The sequence below is a fragment of the Chitinophaga sp. G7 BAM 1005 genome (assembly GCF_057126945.1).
In genome coordinates this window covers 3,402,930-3,418,409 of record NZ_CP181478.1, presented here as the reverse complement: position 1 = coordinate 3,418,409, position 15,480 = coordinate 3,402,930, and the positions used below count along the sequence as shown (strand labels likewise).

Sequence of the window (15,480 nt, the reverse complement as noted above, 5' to 3'; positions counted from 1 at the left end):
AGTTTAGATTAGGTTCAGCATTTTTTGTGTGGCCTTAATGGCAGATACGGTCTGGTCGCTGTCCAGTCCCCGGGTTTTGAACTCTTTGTTGTTCAGGTTCCAGGTAATGATGGTTTCGCACAACGCATCACTTTTACCACCGGGAGGAATGCGCACCGCGTAATCCGCCAGGGTGGGCAGTTCCAGCTTTAGCTTTTTGTATACTTTCTTCAACGCATTCATGAATGCATCGTACTGGCCATCGCCCTGTGAATGTTCCTCGAATACTTCCCCGTTAATGGAGATCTTCACGGTAACAGAAGGGTTCAGGTTTTTGGAGTGGGTGAGCACATAGTTTTCTACGGTCACCTTTTCCTCGATCCGGTTGCTGTCCAGTACATCGGAAATGATATAAGGCAGATCGGCCTGCGTAAGCACTTCTTTCCGGTCGCCCAGCTCAATGATCCGCTGCGTTACCTTTTTCAGATCGGGGTCCGACAGCTTAATGCCCAGCTGTTGCAGGTTGTTTTCAATATTGGCTTTGCCGCTGGTTTTACCCAGTGCATATTTGCGGGTACGGCCAAAACGCTCTGGCATCAGGTCACTGAAGTACAGTTTGTTTTTTTTGTCGCCATCCGCATGAATACCGGCTGTTTGGGTAAACACATTTTCTCCCACAATCGGTTTATTCACCGGGATGCGGAATCCTGAAAAGGTTTCCACCAGCTTGCTCACGGTATACAATGAAGTTTCTGCCACGGAGGTTTTTACATCCGGCAAAAAGTCATTTAATACAGCGATGGCGCTGGCCAGCGAAGCGTTACCGGCTCTTTCACCCATCCCGTTAATGGTCAGGTGAATGCCGTGTGCGCCTGCTTTTACGCCTTCCAGTACGTTGGCGGTGCCGAGGTCGTAGTCGTTGTGCGCATGAAAATCAAAATGACTTTTCGGATAGCGTTGCACGATGTCGGAAACAAATTCCTTTACTTCATCGGGCGTGAGTACGCCTAATGTATCCGGCAGCATGATCCTTTTTACAGGTACCTTCTGGAGGAAGTCGAGGTACTGGAATACATATTCCCTGGAGTGTCGCATACCATTGCTCCAGTCTTCCAGGTACACATTGCATTCCAGTCCTTTTTTATTGGCCAGTGCAATCACGGCGGCTATTTCTGCAAAATGTTCCGCGGGCTTTTTCTTTAACTGGTGGGTTAAATGATTGAGCGAGCCTTTGGTGAGCAGGTTCATTACTTTGGCGCCGGCTTTCAGCATCCATTCTACGGAAACGTCGCCATCCACAAAGGTGAGTACTTCCACTTTGTTCAGAAAGCCGTTGGCTTTGGCCCATTTGGTAATTGCCTTTACCGCAGTAAATTCACCCTCTGAAACCCGGGCGGAGGCAATTTCAATCCTGTCAACCTTTACCTCTGTCAGTAAAAGCTGTGCAATGGTTAGTTTCTCTGATGGCGAAAAAGATACTCCGCTGGTTTGTTCACCGTCACGGAGTGTGGTGTCCATTATTTCAACGTGGCGCTGGGTCACTGGCATAATACTTATGGAATGTTTTAGTACAGGCTCTTGCCGGCGAATGTTGTTATTTCGTCCTTCATGGCCTGCAGGTAATCAATATCATCATAGCCATTCATCATGTTGTGCTTTTTATAGCTGTTGATGGCAAAGGACTCGCTTTCCCCGGTAGCCGGGATGGTAATGGTTTGCGCTTCCAGGTTGATTTCCACTTCCGCTTTGGGATCGGACTCTATCGCTGTGAATATTTTATCGAGGAATTCGGGGCTTACCTGTACTGGTAAGATACCGATATTTAAAGAGTTGTTTTTGAAGATATCGGCAAAGAAGCTGGATACTACGCAACGGAACCCATAGTCGTAGATCGCCCATGCAGCGTGCTCACGGCTGCTGCCGCTGCCAAAGTTTTTACCTGCTACCAGTATTTTGCCGGAATAGATCGGGTTGTTTAAAACGAAATCTTTTTTTGGCGTGCCGTCTGTTTCATAGCGCCAGTCGCGGAACAGGTTATCGCCAAAGCCGGTGCGCTCAGTAGCTTTCAGGAATCGTGCAGGAATGATCTGATCGGTGTCCACATTTTCAATGGGCATGGGTACTGCTGTACTCCTTAATATCGTGAATTTATCGTAAGCCATTTTTTGTTGATCGTTTATGAAATTTGTAAGAAGGGGATGATTAAGCAATCAGTTCTCGCGGGTCAGTTACCACGCCGGTTACTGCAGCAGCAGCGGCTACCAGCGGACTGGCCAGCATGGTCCTGGAACCAGGTCCCTGTCTGCCTTCAAAGTTCCTGTTACTGGTGCTCACGGCGTATTTGCCGGCGGGCACTTTATCATCGTTCATCGCCAGGCAGGCAGAACATCCGGGCTGACGCAGCTGGAAACCGGCTTCTGTCAGGATATCCAGGATACCTTCTTCTTTTATCTGCTGCTCTACGATGTGTGATCCGGGAACGATCCAGGCAGTTACATGATCTGCTTTCTTTCTTCCTTTTACAATAGAAGCAAATGCACGGAAGTCTTCAATACGACCGTTGGTGCAGCTGCCTATAAATACATAATCTACTTTTTTGCCCAGCATGGCTTCTTCTTCGTGGAAGCCCATGTACTGTAATGATTTTTCGTAGCTGGATTTGCTGTCGCCTGCCAGCGCAGAAGGGATATGTTTGGTGATGCCCATACCCATACCCGGATTGGTACCGTAAGTGATCATTGGCTCAATATCGGCCGCATCAAAAGTGTACTCTTTATCAAACGTGGCGCCTTCATCTGTACGCAGCGTTTTCCAGTAAGCCAGCGCGGTATCCCATGCTGCTCCTTTTGGCGCTTTCTCACGTCCTTTGATATAGTTGTAGGTGGTTTCGTCCGGCGCAATAATGCCACCGCGCGCACCCATCTCAATACTCATATTACAAACGGTCATACGACCTTCCATGCTCATGTTTTCAAAAACATCGCCCGCATATTCCACAAAGTACCCGGTAGCGCCGGCTGCGGTGAGCCTGGAAATAATATAAAGGGTTACATCTTTCGGCGTAATACCTTTTCCAAGTTTGCCCGTTACGTTGATCCGCATTTTCTTTGGCTTCGGCTGCATAATACACTGGGAAGTAAGTACCATCTCTACTTCAGAAGTACCGATACCAAATGCAATAGCGCCAAAAGCGCCGTGGGTGGAGGTGTGGGAATCACCACATACAATGGTCATACCCGGCAGGGTGATACCATTTTCCGGACCTACCACATGCACAATACCATTCTTCGGATTGCCTAATCCCCAATGAGAAATACCATACTTGTTGGAATTGGTTTCCAGGGCTTTCAGCTGGTTGGCGGAAAGCGGGTCCTGTACCGGTAAATGCTGGTTAATAGTTGGCGTATTGTGATCAGCTGTGGCAAACGTCTTTCCAGGAAACATTACCTTTAAACCCCTGTTTTCCATTCCAAGAAAAGCCACAGGGCTGGTTACTTCATGAATAAAGTGGCGGTCGATAAAAAATACATCCGGACCATCTTCAATTTTCCTCACAACATGTGAATCCCATACTTTGTCAAATAAGGTAGCGGGTTTATTGCTCATTTTTTAAAATTTTAAAAGTAGCTACTTGATTGTTCAAATTTATTCATAAAATCTATTTTATTTCAATATTTTTTCTAACGATACGCGTTAAAAGGCCCTGAAATAGCAGAAGGAACGGGCGTTTGAGCCTGGTTTACAGTGTATTTTGCTGATAGTCAGTGATTTGTAATTTTTTGAAAGGAAGCTTGGAAACCACCTTATTTTGGATAATCACACGCGGTTAGTAATACGTTAAGGAGATATATACTGTGTAAAAACGTAATGTGTTTAGGGCCGACGCACGGAAGATCATAAAAAAGCGGAGACCTTTTTTGAGGAAGATCACCGCTTTGTCACAAAAAATAACAAAAAATATTCAACTCGTTTTCCGGTAATTAAAGATGGCCCATCCATTTAGCAACAGGGCAAACAATACAAGATACAACAGCTCCATCTGTACATCTGCAAAGCCGCTCCCTTTCAGCACAATCATCCGGATTACTTTTATAAAATGCGTGACAGGAGTTAAGTTGGCGATCATCTTTGCCCAGGGCGGCATACTGTCCACGGCGGTGAACAACCCGCTCATCAGCATAAAGATCATCATAAAAAAGAATGCTACAAACATGGCCTGCAACTGGTTATTGGTATAGGTAGATATCAATAAACCAAAGCCCAGCAATGCTACCAGGTATATCGCGGCAAGTACATAAAGTGTTACAAAACTCCCCACCGGCCAGATGCCATATATCCCCCAGGCCACCAGCAAACCAAGTGTAAATACAATCATGCCCACTACCCAGAAGGGAATGAGTTTACCGAGAATAAATTCCCACTTCCGAATGGGGGTTACATTGATCTGTTCTATGGTGCCTACTTCCTTCTCCCGTACAATATTGAGGGCCGACATAAAGCCGCCGATCAGTGTAAGCAGCAACACCAGTATTGCCGGCACTATATAAAACCGGTATTCCGCCAAAGGATTAAACCAGTTGGAATAAGCTATATCAATCATACCCGCCGGCTGCGTCATGTTCCTGCCGGTATTAATGGGGATATCCTTATTGAAGTCAGCGATCACCCTCATGAGGTAATTGCCGCCGATGGCAGCTTTGGTGCCGTTAATGGCATCTACGGATACCCCTACACGTTGTTTCCCTTCCCTTACCAGGTTGCTTTCAAAATTGGATGGGATCTCCAGCACCACATCGGCTTTTTCCCTTTCAATATAGGTAATGGCACGCTGAAAGGAAGGCTCGGCTGCTACTATTTTGAAATAACCGGAGGCGCCTATTTTCGCAATCAGCTGACGGGAATAGGAACTGTGGTCCTTGTCCACTACGGCAAGATTGACGCTCTTCACGTCAAAGTTCATGGCAAGAGGGAGAATGACCAGCTGTATGATAGGCATGGCAAACATCATGGCCAGGATCGTTTTATCCCGGAAGATCTGCCTGAACTCCTTTTTCAATAGATAACCCAGCACTTTCATGATAACCGCGTTTTAAAGTTTTTGAGGGCAACAGTGAGCAGTATAATGGTCATGCCCAGCAGCACCAGCGTTTCTTTCCAGACATATTCAAATCCGAGTCCTTTAAGCATCACCGATTTGATGATCAGGAAATACCACCGGGAAGGAATAATATAGGAGATGATCTGGAACACCTTCGGCATATTTTCAATTGGGAACATAAAACCTGTAAAGATCATGGTAGGGAGCATCAGCCCCATCATCGACAGCAGCAACGCCGTTTGCTGAGAGTTGGTGGTATTGGAGATCATCAGCCCGAATGACAAACAGGTAATGATAAACAGCATACTTTCCATAAACAACAACAGGATACTGCCCTTAATGCCTACATCCAGCACAAATACCGCCAGCACCAGGATCAGGACAAAATTTACCAGCGACAGGATCAGGTAAGGAATCGTTTTAGCAATAAGCACCATCAGCGGTTTAAAAGGAGATACCAGTAATATTTCCATTGTACCCAGTTCTTTTTCGCGTACCACAGATACCGAGGTGAGTGCGGTACATACAATCATCAGCACCAGGGCCATTACACCGGGAATAAAATTCAGGGAGCCGTTGCCTTCTTCATTGTACAGCATCCTTGATTCAGGAACAATGGTATAAGGTAACTGCTGCGACGGACTGATTTCCTGCTGGTAAGCCGTTGTGATAGCAGTGATATAGTTTACCACGGTTTTGGCGGTGTTGGGATCGGAGCCATCGGCAATGATCTGTAGCTGCGCCTTTCCGCCATGCTGCAGATCGTTGCCAAAGCCTGCAGGGAAGATCAATGCGCATTTTGCTTTTCCTTTTTTAAAGGAGTCTTCTATATCGCTATAATCGATAGAAGTTTCATTTACGATAAAATAGGAAGATGATTTTATTTTACGGATCAGCTGCTGCGTATTTACATCCCGCGAGTTATCAATCACCGTAAGCGTAATATTCTTTACCTCGCTGGTGAGTGCAAAGCCAAACAGCACAATCTGCGCTACCGGTAAACCAAACATAATCAGTAAGGTCCGCCTGTCGCGGAATACATGAAAAAATTCTTTCCGGATAAAAACAAGAAGCTGTTTCATAGAAATGTTTTAGTCGCCCGACCTTTTGGCCCTGCGGGCCAACCGGTAAAATACTTCGTCCATATTATCTGCCTCAAACTGCGTTTTCAGGTTAGCAGGAGCATCCAATGCTTCTATTTTTCCATCTACCATGATGGTAACGCGGTTGCAATACTCCGCTTCATCCATATAGTGGGTGGTTACAAAAATGGTGATGCCGCCTGCTGCCGCTTCATAGATCATATCCCAGAACTGCCGCCTGGTAACCGGATCCACGCCACCGGTAGGTTCATCAAGGAACACAATCCGCGGCTGATGAAAGATAGCTACTGAAAAAGCCAGCTTTTGTTTCCAGCCTAACGGCAGCGCACCTACGAGTTTCTTTGCTTCTGCTGTGAGCCCTAATTTTTGGATCAGGTTATCGCTTCTCTTGCGGATCTCGGAAGAAGAAACCCCATACACGCCGCCAAAGAATTCAATGTTTTCTACTACTGTCAGGTTTTCATACAGGGAAAATTTCTGACTCATATAACCAATATTCTTCTTGATGGATTCTGGTTCTTTATATACATCAAAACCCGCTACAGAGGCCTCGCCGGAAGTAGGGTGGGAGAGCCCGCAGAGAATTCTCATGGCAGTGGTTTTACCTGCTCCGTTGGCGCCCAGGAACCCAAAGATCTCTCCTTTGTTTACCTCAAAGGAAATTTTATTGACGGCGTAAAAGTCGCCAAACCGTTTCGTGAGATCCTTACATACAATCACTTTTTCTTCCATGATATCCTGTTTTATGCCTGGTTCATTAACCGGATGAAGCTATCCTCAATGCCGGGATGAATTAATTTTATATCTACGTGTGTATGTCCCCGTTGTATTATGTTACGCTGTAGCGTATCGATATCCGCGCCGGCATCTTTCAGTGTAACATGGATGTATTCTCCGAAAGCAAAGCTGCTGTCTATTTCCGGCATACTACGCAGTTCCGTCAGCAGGTGATAGATATTGTCCGCCTTGATGGCATAGAGTTTCACCGGGAATTCTGCCATGATATTATCCGGCGTGTCTACCGACATAATTTTACCATTCTGTATCAGTGCAATCCTTTCACAAAGCACAGCTTCATCCATATAGGGAGTAGACACCACGATGGTAATGCCCTGTTGCTTCAGTTGCTTCAGCATATCCCAGAATTCTTTACGCGATACCACATCCACACCGGTAGTAGGTTCGTCGAGGAATAATACTTCCGGTTTGTGGATCAGCGCGCAACACAGTGCCAGCTTTTGTTTCATCCCCCCGCTGAGCTTACCCGCGCGGCGGTCGCTGAAAGGCTTTATCTGTTCGTAGATATCCTTAATGAGTTCGTAGTTTTCTTCAATGGTGCTTCCAAAGAGGGTAGCAAAGAAGTCGAGGTTTTCTTTTACTGTCAGATCCTGGTACAGGGAAAATTTCCCCGGCATATAACCGATCCTGTTACGGATCTCTTTATAGTCCTTTATACAATCATAACCACGTACACTGGCGCAGCCTTTATCAGGCAGCAACAAGGTGGTGAGGATGCGGAAGATCGACGTTTTGCCGGCGCCATCCGGGCCTATCAGGCCAAACAGCTCGCCTTCCTCCACCTGCAGAGAAACATCATCTACTGCCAACACCTTACCTTTGTCGTAAGTTTTGGTGATATGATCCAGTATTACCGCGCTCATTTGGATGCTTTATTAATCAGCATTTCACCATACATGCCTATTTTCAGATAGCCATCATTCTTTACCCTTACCTTGATGGCGTACACGAGGTTGGCCCGTTCATTTTTTGTTTGAATGGTTTTAGGCGTAAACTCAGATTTATCAGAGATCCAGGTAATTTCACCGGGGTATGATTTATAATTCTTTTCGCCCTGGTCAATGCGCGCCTGTACCTGTTGCCCCAGCTTGATTTGCGGAAGGGTAACGCCGGTTACATAAGCTTTCAGGTAAAGGGTATCGATATTGGCAATCTTGTATAACGGTTTGCCAATGGTGGCCATTTCTCCCTGCAGCGCATATTTCAGCAGCACTACACCGCTCACCGGGTTAATGATTTGTCCTTTGCGGATCTGTTCTGCATACTGTGCCAGCGATTTTTCCAGCGGGGCTTTTTCACTGAGTATGGTGCGGTTTTGGGTAGAAGTATTGGAATTGTTGAGTTGCAGTTGTTGCCGGGTTACGCTGAGTTGCCGCTCCAGCTGTACAATGAGGGCATTGATATCATCGAGTTGTTTCTGCGTGGCGGCGTCGCTTTTTACTAGGTTTTCGGTCCGTGTTCTTTCCCGGTATTGTTGCTGCAGTTGTGCTTCCTGCACCAGCAGTTGCCTGCGTACCAGTTCCGTTTGCGGTACGGGATCGTGGGTTTTTTCTTTTAGCGCATTGATAGATGCCTGTACCTGTTCTCTTTGCAGGGTAGGGATGGTTACATCAATTTGGCCAACGGACTGCCCGGCAGTGAGCTTGTCGCCTTCTTTAATGGTGAAGGACTGTATTTCACCGGTTTGTTCTGCAGATACGATTACTTCATCTGCTTCAAAATTACCCGATGCGTCATAGTCATTTTTGCCGCTTCCGCAGGCGTGGATCATCATCACAAGGGCTATACTAGGTATTATGTTGTATTTCATATGCAATAATTAATCAGTTCCCGGAGGTGTTTTTATAATTGTATTGAGCCTGTAACAATTGTATGCTGTGGAGGATCCGCGATTGTTTCGCCAGGTTCTCTGCATTCAGCTGGGAGATGTATTCATGCACGGTGATAACACCGTTATCCAGCTGCGCCTGTGCCGACTTCCGAACAGATGAGCGGAGCGTGATGGCATTGTCATCCTGTTCTATCAGGGTGGCAAACTTATCGATATCCTGGTTTTGTTGCTGCAGGCTCATGCCGGTATTGAACACGAAAGTTTCCCTGCTCACATCAAGGTTTTGCCGGTTGATGTCCAGCAGCTGCCGGTTGTTTTTCAGGGAATAGAGACTGCCTAGCGACCAGCTAAATCTTACGCCGCCCATCCACCAGGTACCGAATTTATTATCAACGATATTCAGTGTAGGCCGGCCATAGGCGCCCTGGAAAAAAGCGCTCAGTTTAGGAAGGTAACCTGATTGCAGTTGTTTTTCCTGTACGTCGAAGGCTTTTTTCCGGATATCATAATAAGTAATTTCCGGTCGATGTATACCTTGTTGTGGCGCCACGGGTGCAGGCCATGCCAGGTGGGTGCTATCGCTCAGCGGCTGGTGTATGAAAGCTTCCAGCATTTTCATATAGGCTTTCCTGTTAGCGCTGAATTCAGTGGCCGCCATGTCGGTGTTCATGATTTCCGCTTTGAGTTCATCCACATTACTACGGTAGGCTACTCCATTGTTGAGGGCTGCCTGTACTTTATCTGTGGCGCTTTGCAGATCTGCTTTCCTTAACCTGTTTTGTTCCAGTTGCGCGTCCATCAGCAATATGCCGAAGTAGAGTTGCGTAACCCGGTCGCGGATGGCGTAGAGGTTTACCTCCAGCTGTTGTTGCTGTATGGCTTCATTGGCGCGGCTGCTTTCTTTTTGTAGCTTGCTTACGCCGCCATCATAGATTTGCTGGGAGATCTCCGCCTGTATTTTGTATTGGTCTTTGCTAAGCGAAGGAAAAGTTACACCGGGCGTTGGAGGGATCACCTCGCCAAAGTTGATGGTCTCCGATTGGTACGTTGCCTGTCCGCTTACGGTGAGTTGCGGCAGATACAGCTTGCCCGCATTTTCCACCGAATACCTGCTGCTGCGGCTGATCAGGTCGTATTGTTTGATCAGCGGATAATTCTGCCGGGCCAGGGTATAGCACTCTTCAATGGTGAGAGCAGGCGGCTGGTCCCATGCCCTGTCCACCGGAGGCCCCAGTAGTATGAAACAGCACAAAGCTTTAAATAAGTTCATAGTGCAACATTCAGTTTGAATTATTGTTTTGAAAAGTTGTTCAATTTCCAGGCAAAAAAAAGCAGCTATTTCAGCATGCCTTTGATCCAGATGGGTATCAGCTTTCGCCGTTCTTCCATCAGGGCAGTGAATTCCCCTGATTTTACCACCTTATTCCTTTCCAGCAACGGCCGGGCCAGGAAAGGCATTACCACAAAGCCTATCAGGTTCATCATTAACTGTATCGGGTGGATACTCAGCTTTCCTTCTTTCTGCAGGGCGGCCAGCTGTTTAAAGAAATGCGACTGGAAGATGGCATCTTTACGGTTATCCTTCAACAACTCATCGGTGCCGGCAAAGATCTCATTCACCATAAACAACGGGAAGTCCGGGTTTTTCAGCAATAAGTTGATATAGTGATTGGCCACCTGCTCCACCTTCTGCTGCACGGTTAGCTGCTCGTTATTGAGGATCAGCGTTACCGCGGTAATTAATTTCTCCACTACCTCCGCCATCACAAACTGGAACAGCTTTTCCTTACTGCGGAAATAATAATTAACCAGCGAGAGGTTAATATCTGCTTCTGCTGCAATATCCCTCACTTTGGCAGCCTGGTATCCTTTCTTTGTAAACACAGTTCTGGCTGCGGCTTTGATCCGCTCTTCCGTGGAAGCATCCATATTTCCTTTCTTTTCGCTTACCGCCATATCGGGTGCTGGGTTTAATATTTTTACAAAGATAGAAAATTGAACAGCTTTTCAAAACATTTGTTCAATATTTTTTGAGCCCTGCCAATGACTGTTTTGGTGTGCCTTTTATCTTTCGACAATGCCCTCCTCATGACCCGCACCGAACACGAATGGCATACACTTACCGGTTGTCCTCATCCATAGCCGTATATACCGGATAACAAATACATAATGTGAGACGCCGTTGCATTCTTTGAGAATGTTTTTTATTTTGTTAGATGAACAATGTAAAACCCACTCAATCGGAATATAAATGGACTCACGCAGAGAATTTCTAAAAAAATCTTTATTATTATCTGGTGCAGCTGGCTTATCTACCATGATGCCCGCATCCATTCAGCGGGCACTGGCAATAGATCCCGCTCCCGGCAGCACCTTCCTCGATGCGGAACATATTGTGATCCTCATGCAGGAGAATCGTTCCTTTGATCATTGCTTTGGATCTTTACAGGGTGTCCGCGGATTCAACGACCCGCGCGCCGTATGGCTGCCAGACGCAAAGCCGGTGTGGTTTCAATCCAACGCAGCAGGCGATACTTACGCACCTTTCCGGCTTAATATCAAAGATACCAAAGCCACCTGGATGGGCGCATTGCCGCACTCCAGACCCAGCCAGGTTGATGCCTACAACAAAGGCCGCTACGATAAATGGCTCATCGCAAAAACACCCGGCAACAAAGAATACGCCGCCATGCCTTTAACAATGGGATATTATACCCGCGAGGATCTTCCCTTTAACTACGCAATGGCAGACGCTTTCACGGTATGCGATCAGAATTTCTGCTCAGCCATGACCAGCACCACGCCCAACCGCTCCTTTTTCTGGACGGGTAAAATTGTACACGAGGAAGATGGATTGCCAAAAGCATATATCCGCAATGATGACTTCAGCTATGGTAAACTGCCCTGGAAAACATTCCCGGAATTACTGGAAGAAAATAATATTGCCTGGAAATTTTACCAGAATGAAATCAGCTGTGGCGGCGGATGGAAAGGGGAAGAAAGGGCATGGCTCGCAAACTTTGGTTGTAACCTCCTGGAATTTTTCACTGCCTATAACGTGAAGTTCTCCGAACGCTATGTAAACGGATTACTGAAACAGGTGGAAACCCTGCCGGACGAAATCAATAAACTCCAGGAGGCCAGCCCTTCTTCGGATGCTGCCGCTGCAAAGATCCGCACCGACATCTCCAAAAAACAGGCAGTGCTGGACAACGCCACCCAGGAACTGCTGAAATGGAATAAAGAAAGCTATACGAAATTAACGGACCAGCAGAAATCGCTGTACCAGCGGGCTTTCGTAGTCAATAAAAACGATCCTGCATTCCGGAGCGTAACGGAAGTAAGCTATAAAGACGGATCAAAGGAACGCACCATCACGGTACCCGCCGGAGACGTACTCCACCAGTTCCGTAAGGATGTGAACGAAGGCGCATTGCCACAGGTATCCTGGCTGGCAGGCCCGCAGAACTTCTCCGATCACCCCAGCGCTCCCTGGTACGGCGCCTGGTACGTATCTGAAATACTGGATATCCTCACGCAAAAATCGGAGGTGTGGAAGAAAACTATTTTCATTGTTACCTATGATGAAAATGATGGTTACTTCGACCATGTGGTACCTTTCTCCATCTGCGATAATAGCAAACCCGGTACAGGAAAATGCTCAGCAGGAATAGATACGGAAATAGAACAGGTACGGCTGGCACATGAACTGAAACAGGGCATAAGTGAAAAACAGGCCCGGGAAGCCCCGGTAGGACTGGGATTCAGGGTGCCTATGATGATTGCATCGCCCTGGAGCAGGGGAGGAAAAGTATGCTCACAGGTATTTGAACATACTTCTACCTTACAATTCCTGGAAACATTTTTTAGTAAGAAGTTAAACAAACAGGTGCACCTGGATAATATCAGTCAGTGGAGACGCACCATCAGCGGCGATCTCACTGCTGCCTTCAGTCCGTTTAATACCACCACACCGGCCCGGCAGATTTTCCTGGATCAGCGCCACGTAGTGGAAAATATTAATAACGCCCGCTTTAAGTCAGTACCCGCAGGATTTAAAAAGATCACCAGCGAAGATGTAAAAGCCTTTGCTAACGGCAGCGGCACTACGATTTTACAACAGGAAAAAGGTACGCGCCCTTCCTGCGCATTGCCTTATGAACTGCTGGCGGATGGCCGGTGGGAAGCCGGCGGGCAATTGCTGACTCTGAAAATGAAGGCGGATAAACAATTGTTCGGTGATCGCGCACATGGCGCTCCGTTTACGGTATACACCAATCTTCCTTATAAAAACGAACAAACCGGTGAAACAGAAACAGGAAGAACATGGTCGTTTGCGGTAGCCGCAGGCGATACCATCACGTATGAGTGGCCGGCCAATGCCTTTGCGGATAACCGTTATCAGCTGCACCTGCATGGCCCCAATGGATTTTACCGCGCGTTTGAAGGCTCCGCAAAACATCCGCAGCTGGACCTGGAACTGGGCTATGAAACAAACGGCAAGCTGAAAAAGAAAGCAACCGGTAACCTGGTTTTACGTGTAGCCAATACCGGTAGTAGTGCGCGTGATTTCAGTATTACAGATAATGCGTATGGTGGAAAAGCAATCCAGCGGAGCATTGCCGCCGGGGCCACGTTGGAGTTGGTATTGCCGCTGCAGAAAAGCCACGGCTGGTACGATTTCAGCGTACAGGCTGCAGGCTTTGATACGTTTAGTCAGCGGTATGCAGGAAGAGTGGAAACAGGAGCAGAAGGGATAACAGATCCATTTATGGGCCGCGTATAAATCTAAAAATCCGGGAGGATTTTCATTAAATGGAAATCCTCCCGGAGTATATTATTGCAGTATTTCTTTTACCGGTTTGCCTACACAGCCATTCGGCATTTGTATATGCAGCATGGCAGCCAGGGTAGCGGCAATATCTGTCATATACACGGTTTCATTGGAAGCGCCATGTTTTACATGCCATCCCATAAATACCAGCGGAATATGGATGTCGAAAGGATTCCAGTTGCCGTGGGTGGTGCCTTTCAGCGAACCTTCAAACCATCCTGGCTCAGGAATCACAATTACAGAACCGGTACGTTTACGGTTGTAGCCATTGATCGCCATTGTGTTCAATGGCTCCGGCAAAGGATTCACGCCGATATTGTCCAGGTCGGCGGCAAACTGGATCCCCGGTTGTGCCTCAAAGTATTTCACGGTTTCTTTCTTCACGGCATCGTAATCCAGTTTTGACGCAGCAATTCTTGCTTTGTCGAAGCTCACGTGGTAGTTCATAAATGAAGATACGAGTTTGCTTACGCCAAAACGCACATTCAGGGTGCTGTCCAGGCCTGCTACCAGTTTCCTGCTTTCTGTTATGCCGGATGGCAGCTTATGTTCTTCCATAAATTTAATGGCATGAGCCGCGCCGTGATCGGCCGTGAGGAATACGAGGTAGTTACCTTTTCCCACGCGCTGGTCCAGGTACGTGAATAAAGCCGACAGGTCTTTATCCAGACGCAGGTAAGTATCTTCCACTTCTATGGAATTAGGACCATATTTATGGCCCACATAATCGGTGGAAGCGCAGTTGATGGTGAGGAAGTCGGTCGCGGTATTATTACCGAGGTCATATCCTTCAATGGCAGCTTTGGCAAAGTCCAGTGTGAGTGTGTTTCCACCGGGAGTAGACCTCAGGTTACCCGGATCTTTTTTATAAGCATCTTTCAGTGCATGAGGGAAAACAGGCGCTTTTTCACCTGGGAAAGTACCTTCCCAGTTTACGTTGTCTTCACTGCTTTGTACATAAGTAGTGATGGGATATAGGGTTTCCCAGGGTTTAGACATCAGCTGCTGCGGCTCTTTGCGGTCGTTGAAACGTTTTACCCACTCAGGCAGTTCTTTCATATACCAGGTGCTGGTAATAAAGCTGCCGTTGCTGTCGTCCAGCCAGAAAGCGCCATTGGGCGTATGTCCCGCGGGAAGAATAGAGGCGCGGTCTTTTAGTGATACGCCTACTACTTTAGAGCGGAAGTTGGTGGCCAGTTTTAATTCATCTGTAATAGTGGATGCCAGCAGGTTGCGCGGCGACATTTTGCCTGCGGAACTGCTGCTGCCAACGGCTTGTACAGTAGTATCTTCTGTGCAATACCATTTTCTGCCGGTAAGCTGATCGGGCCAGTCGTTGCCGGTAATACCATGAATAGCGGGAACACTGCCCGTATAAATGGTGCTGTGCCCCACGGCGGTAAAGGAGGGAAGGTGGCTGATAAAAGTGTTCTCACAGGAAAAACCATCCCCCAGCATACGTTTGAAGCCGCCCGCTTCGTAGCGGTCGTAGTAACGGTATAAATAATCCCAGCGCATCTGGTCTACCACAATGCCTACAATCAACTTAGGCTTTTCATTCGATTGGGCTACTGCGGTGAGCCCCTGTAGCGCTGTGAACGCGCCCAGGAATGCAGTGGCAACAGATTTAGTCATTCCGTTCATAATGCAGATTTTTTTCATTTCTTAGGTTCACGCCCCAAAATGGGAATCGGCAAACGTAATAAAAAAATAATAAAACCCGGCACCTTTTCGTTGAGCGGAAATGAGTAATCACCGGGAAAACCAGTAACGGCAATACGGGAACATAACGCACCTGGTAACAGGGATGGCTGGCTTCATAGGAAAAGTATTTGAT

General features: G+C 47.2%; 12 protein-coding genes. 1 reads left to right on the top strand and 11 read right to left on the bottom strand.

All coding sequences use genetic code 11. The features are described from left to right. Nucleotides 1-3: 3 nt before the first annotated feature. The 10 genes from ACMXI2_RS13615 to ACMXI2_RS13570 all read right to left on the bottom strand — a co-directional run bounded on the left by ACMXI2_RS13615 (nt 4) and on the right by ACMXI2_RS13570 (nt 10,765). Entirely contained in the window at nt 4-1,527 is a 1,524-nt protein-coding gene (locus tag ACMXI2_RS13615) for an alpha-isopropylmalate synthase regulatory domain-containing protein (RefSeq protein ID WP_483782110.1), read from the bottom strand. Nucleotides 1,528-1,544: 17 nt separating this feature from the next. Further along, nucleotides 1,545-2,141, bottom strand: coding sequence for a 3-isopropylmalate dehydratase small subunit (gene leuD, locus ACMXI2_RS13610; protein WP_079472130.1), 597 nt, complete (start codon nt 2,139-2,141; stop codon nt 1,545-1,547). 40 nt (nt 2,142-2,181) lie between these two features. Then, nucleotides 2,182-3,585, bottom strand: coding sequence for a 3-isopropylmalate dehydratase large subunit (gene leuC / locus ACMXI2_RS13605; RefSeq protein ID WP_483782109.1), 1,404 nt, complete (start codon nt 3,583-3,585; stop codon nt 2,182-2,184). 355 nt (nt 3,586-3,940) lie between these two features. Continuing rightward, nucleotides 3,941-5,056 (bottom strand): ABC transporter permease, encoded by a 1,116-nt coding sequence (locus ACMXI2_RS13600; RefSeq protein ID WP_483782108.1) that lies wholly within the window; start codon nt 5,054-5,056, stop codon nt 3,941-3,943. After that, nucleotides 5,053-6,159: an ABC transporter permease gene (locus tag ACMXI2_RS13595; RefSeq protein WP_483782107.1), complete on the bottom strand. Its 1,107-nt coding sequence runs from the start codon at nt 6,157-6,159 to the stop codon at nt 5,053-5,055. The genes ACMXI2_RS13600 and ACMXI2_RS13595 overlap by 4 nt, the downstream gene beginning before the upstream one ends. Before the next feature lie 9 nt (nt 6,160-6,168). Further along, a complete protein-coding gene (locus ACMXI2_RS13590) occupies nt 6,169-6,912 on the bottom strand; it encodes an ABC transporter ATP-binding protein (RefSeq protein ID WP_483782106.1) in 744 nt (247 codons plus the stop codon). Between the two features lie 11 nt (nt 6,913-6,923). Further along, nucleotides 6,924-7,841: an ABC transporter ATP-binding protein gene (locus ACMXI2_RS13585; RefSeq protein ID WP_483782105.1), complete on the bottom strand. Its 918-nt coding sequence runs from the start codon at nt 7,839-7,841 to the stop codon at nt 6,924-6,926. After that, complete coding sequence (locus ACMXI2_RS13580; protein WP_483782104.1) at nt 7,838-8,788, bottom strand: HlyD family secretion protein; 951 nt, start codon at nt 8,786-8,788, stop codon at nt 7,838-7,840. Before ACMXI2_RS13580 ends, ACMXI2_RS13585 begins: the two co-directional genes overlap by 4 nt. Before the next feature lie 13 nt (nt 8,789-8,801). Further along, the gene (locus ACMXI2_RS13575; RefSeq protein WP_483782103.1) at nt 8,802-10,079 is read right to left on the bottom strand and encodes a TolC family protein; all 1,278 of its coding nucleotides are present in this window, start codon (nt 10,077-10,079) and stop codon (nt 8,802-8,804) included. 65 nt (nt 10,080-10,144) lie between these two features. Next, on the bottom strand, nt 10,145-10,765 hold the full coding sequence (locus ACMXI2_RS13570; RefSeq protein ID WP_483782102.1) for a TetR/AcrR family transcriptional regulator: 621 nt from the start codon (nt 10,763-10,765) through the stop codon (nt 10,145-10,147). Nucleotides 10,766-11,060: 295 nt separating this feature from the next. Between ACMXI2_RS13570 and ACMXI2_RS13565 the strand changes: the two genes are divergently transcribed. Then, nucleotides 11,061-13,595, top strand: coding sequence for a phosphocholine-specific phospholipase C (locus ACMXI2_RS13565; RefSeq protein WP_483782101.1), 2,535 nt, complete (start codon nt 11,061-11,063; stop codon nt 13,593-13,595). Between the two features lie 51 nt (nt 13,596-13,646). On the opposite strand, the gene pafA is transcribed toward ACMXI2_RS13565, so the two are convergent. Then, complete coding sequence (gene pafA, locus ACMXI2_RS13560) at nt 13,647-15,287, bottom strand: alkaline phosphatase PafA (RefSeq protein ID WP_483782100.1); 1,641 nt, start codon at nt 15,285-15,287, stop codon at nt 13,647-13,649. Between the last annotated feature and the right edge of the window lie 193 nt (nt 15,288-15,480).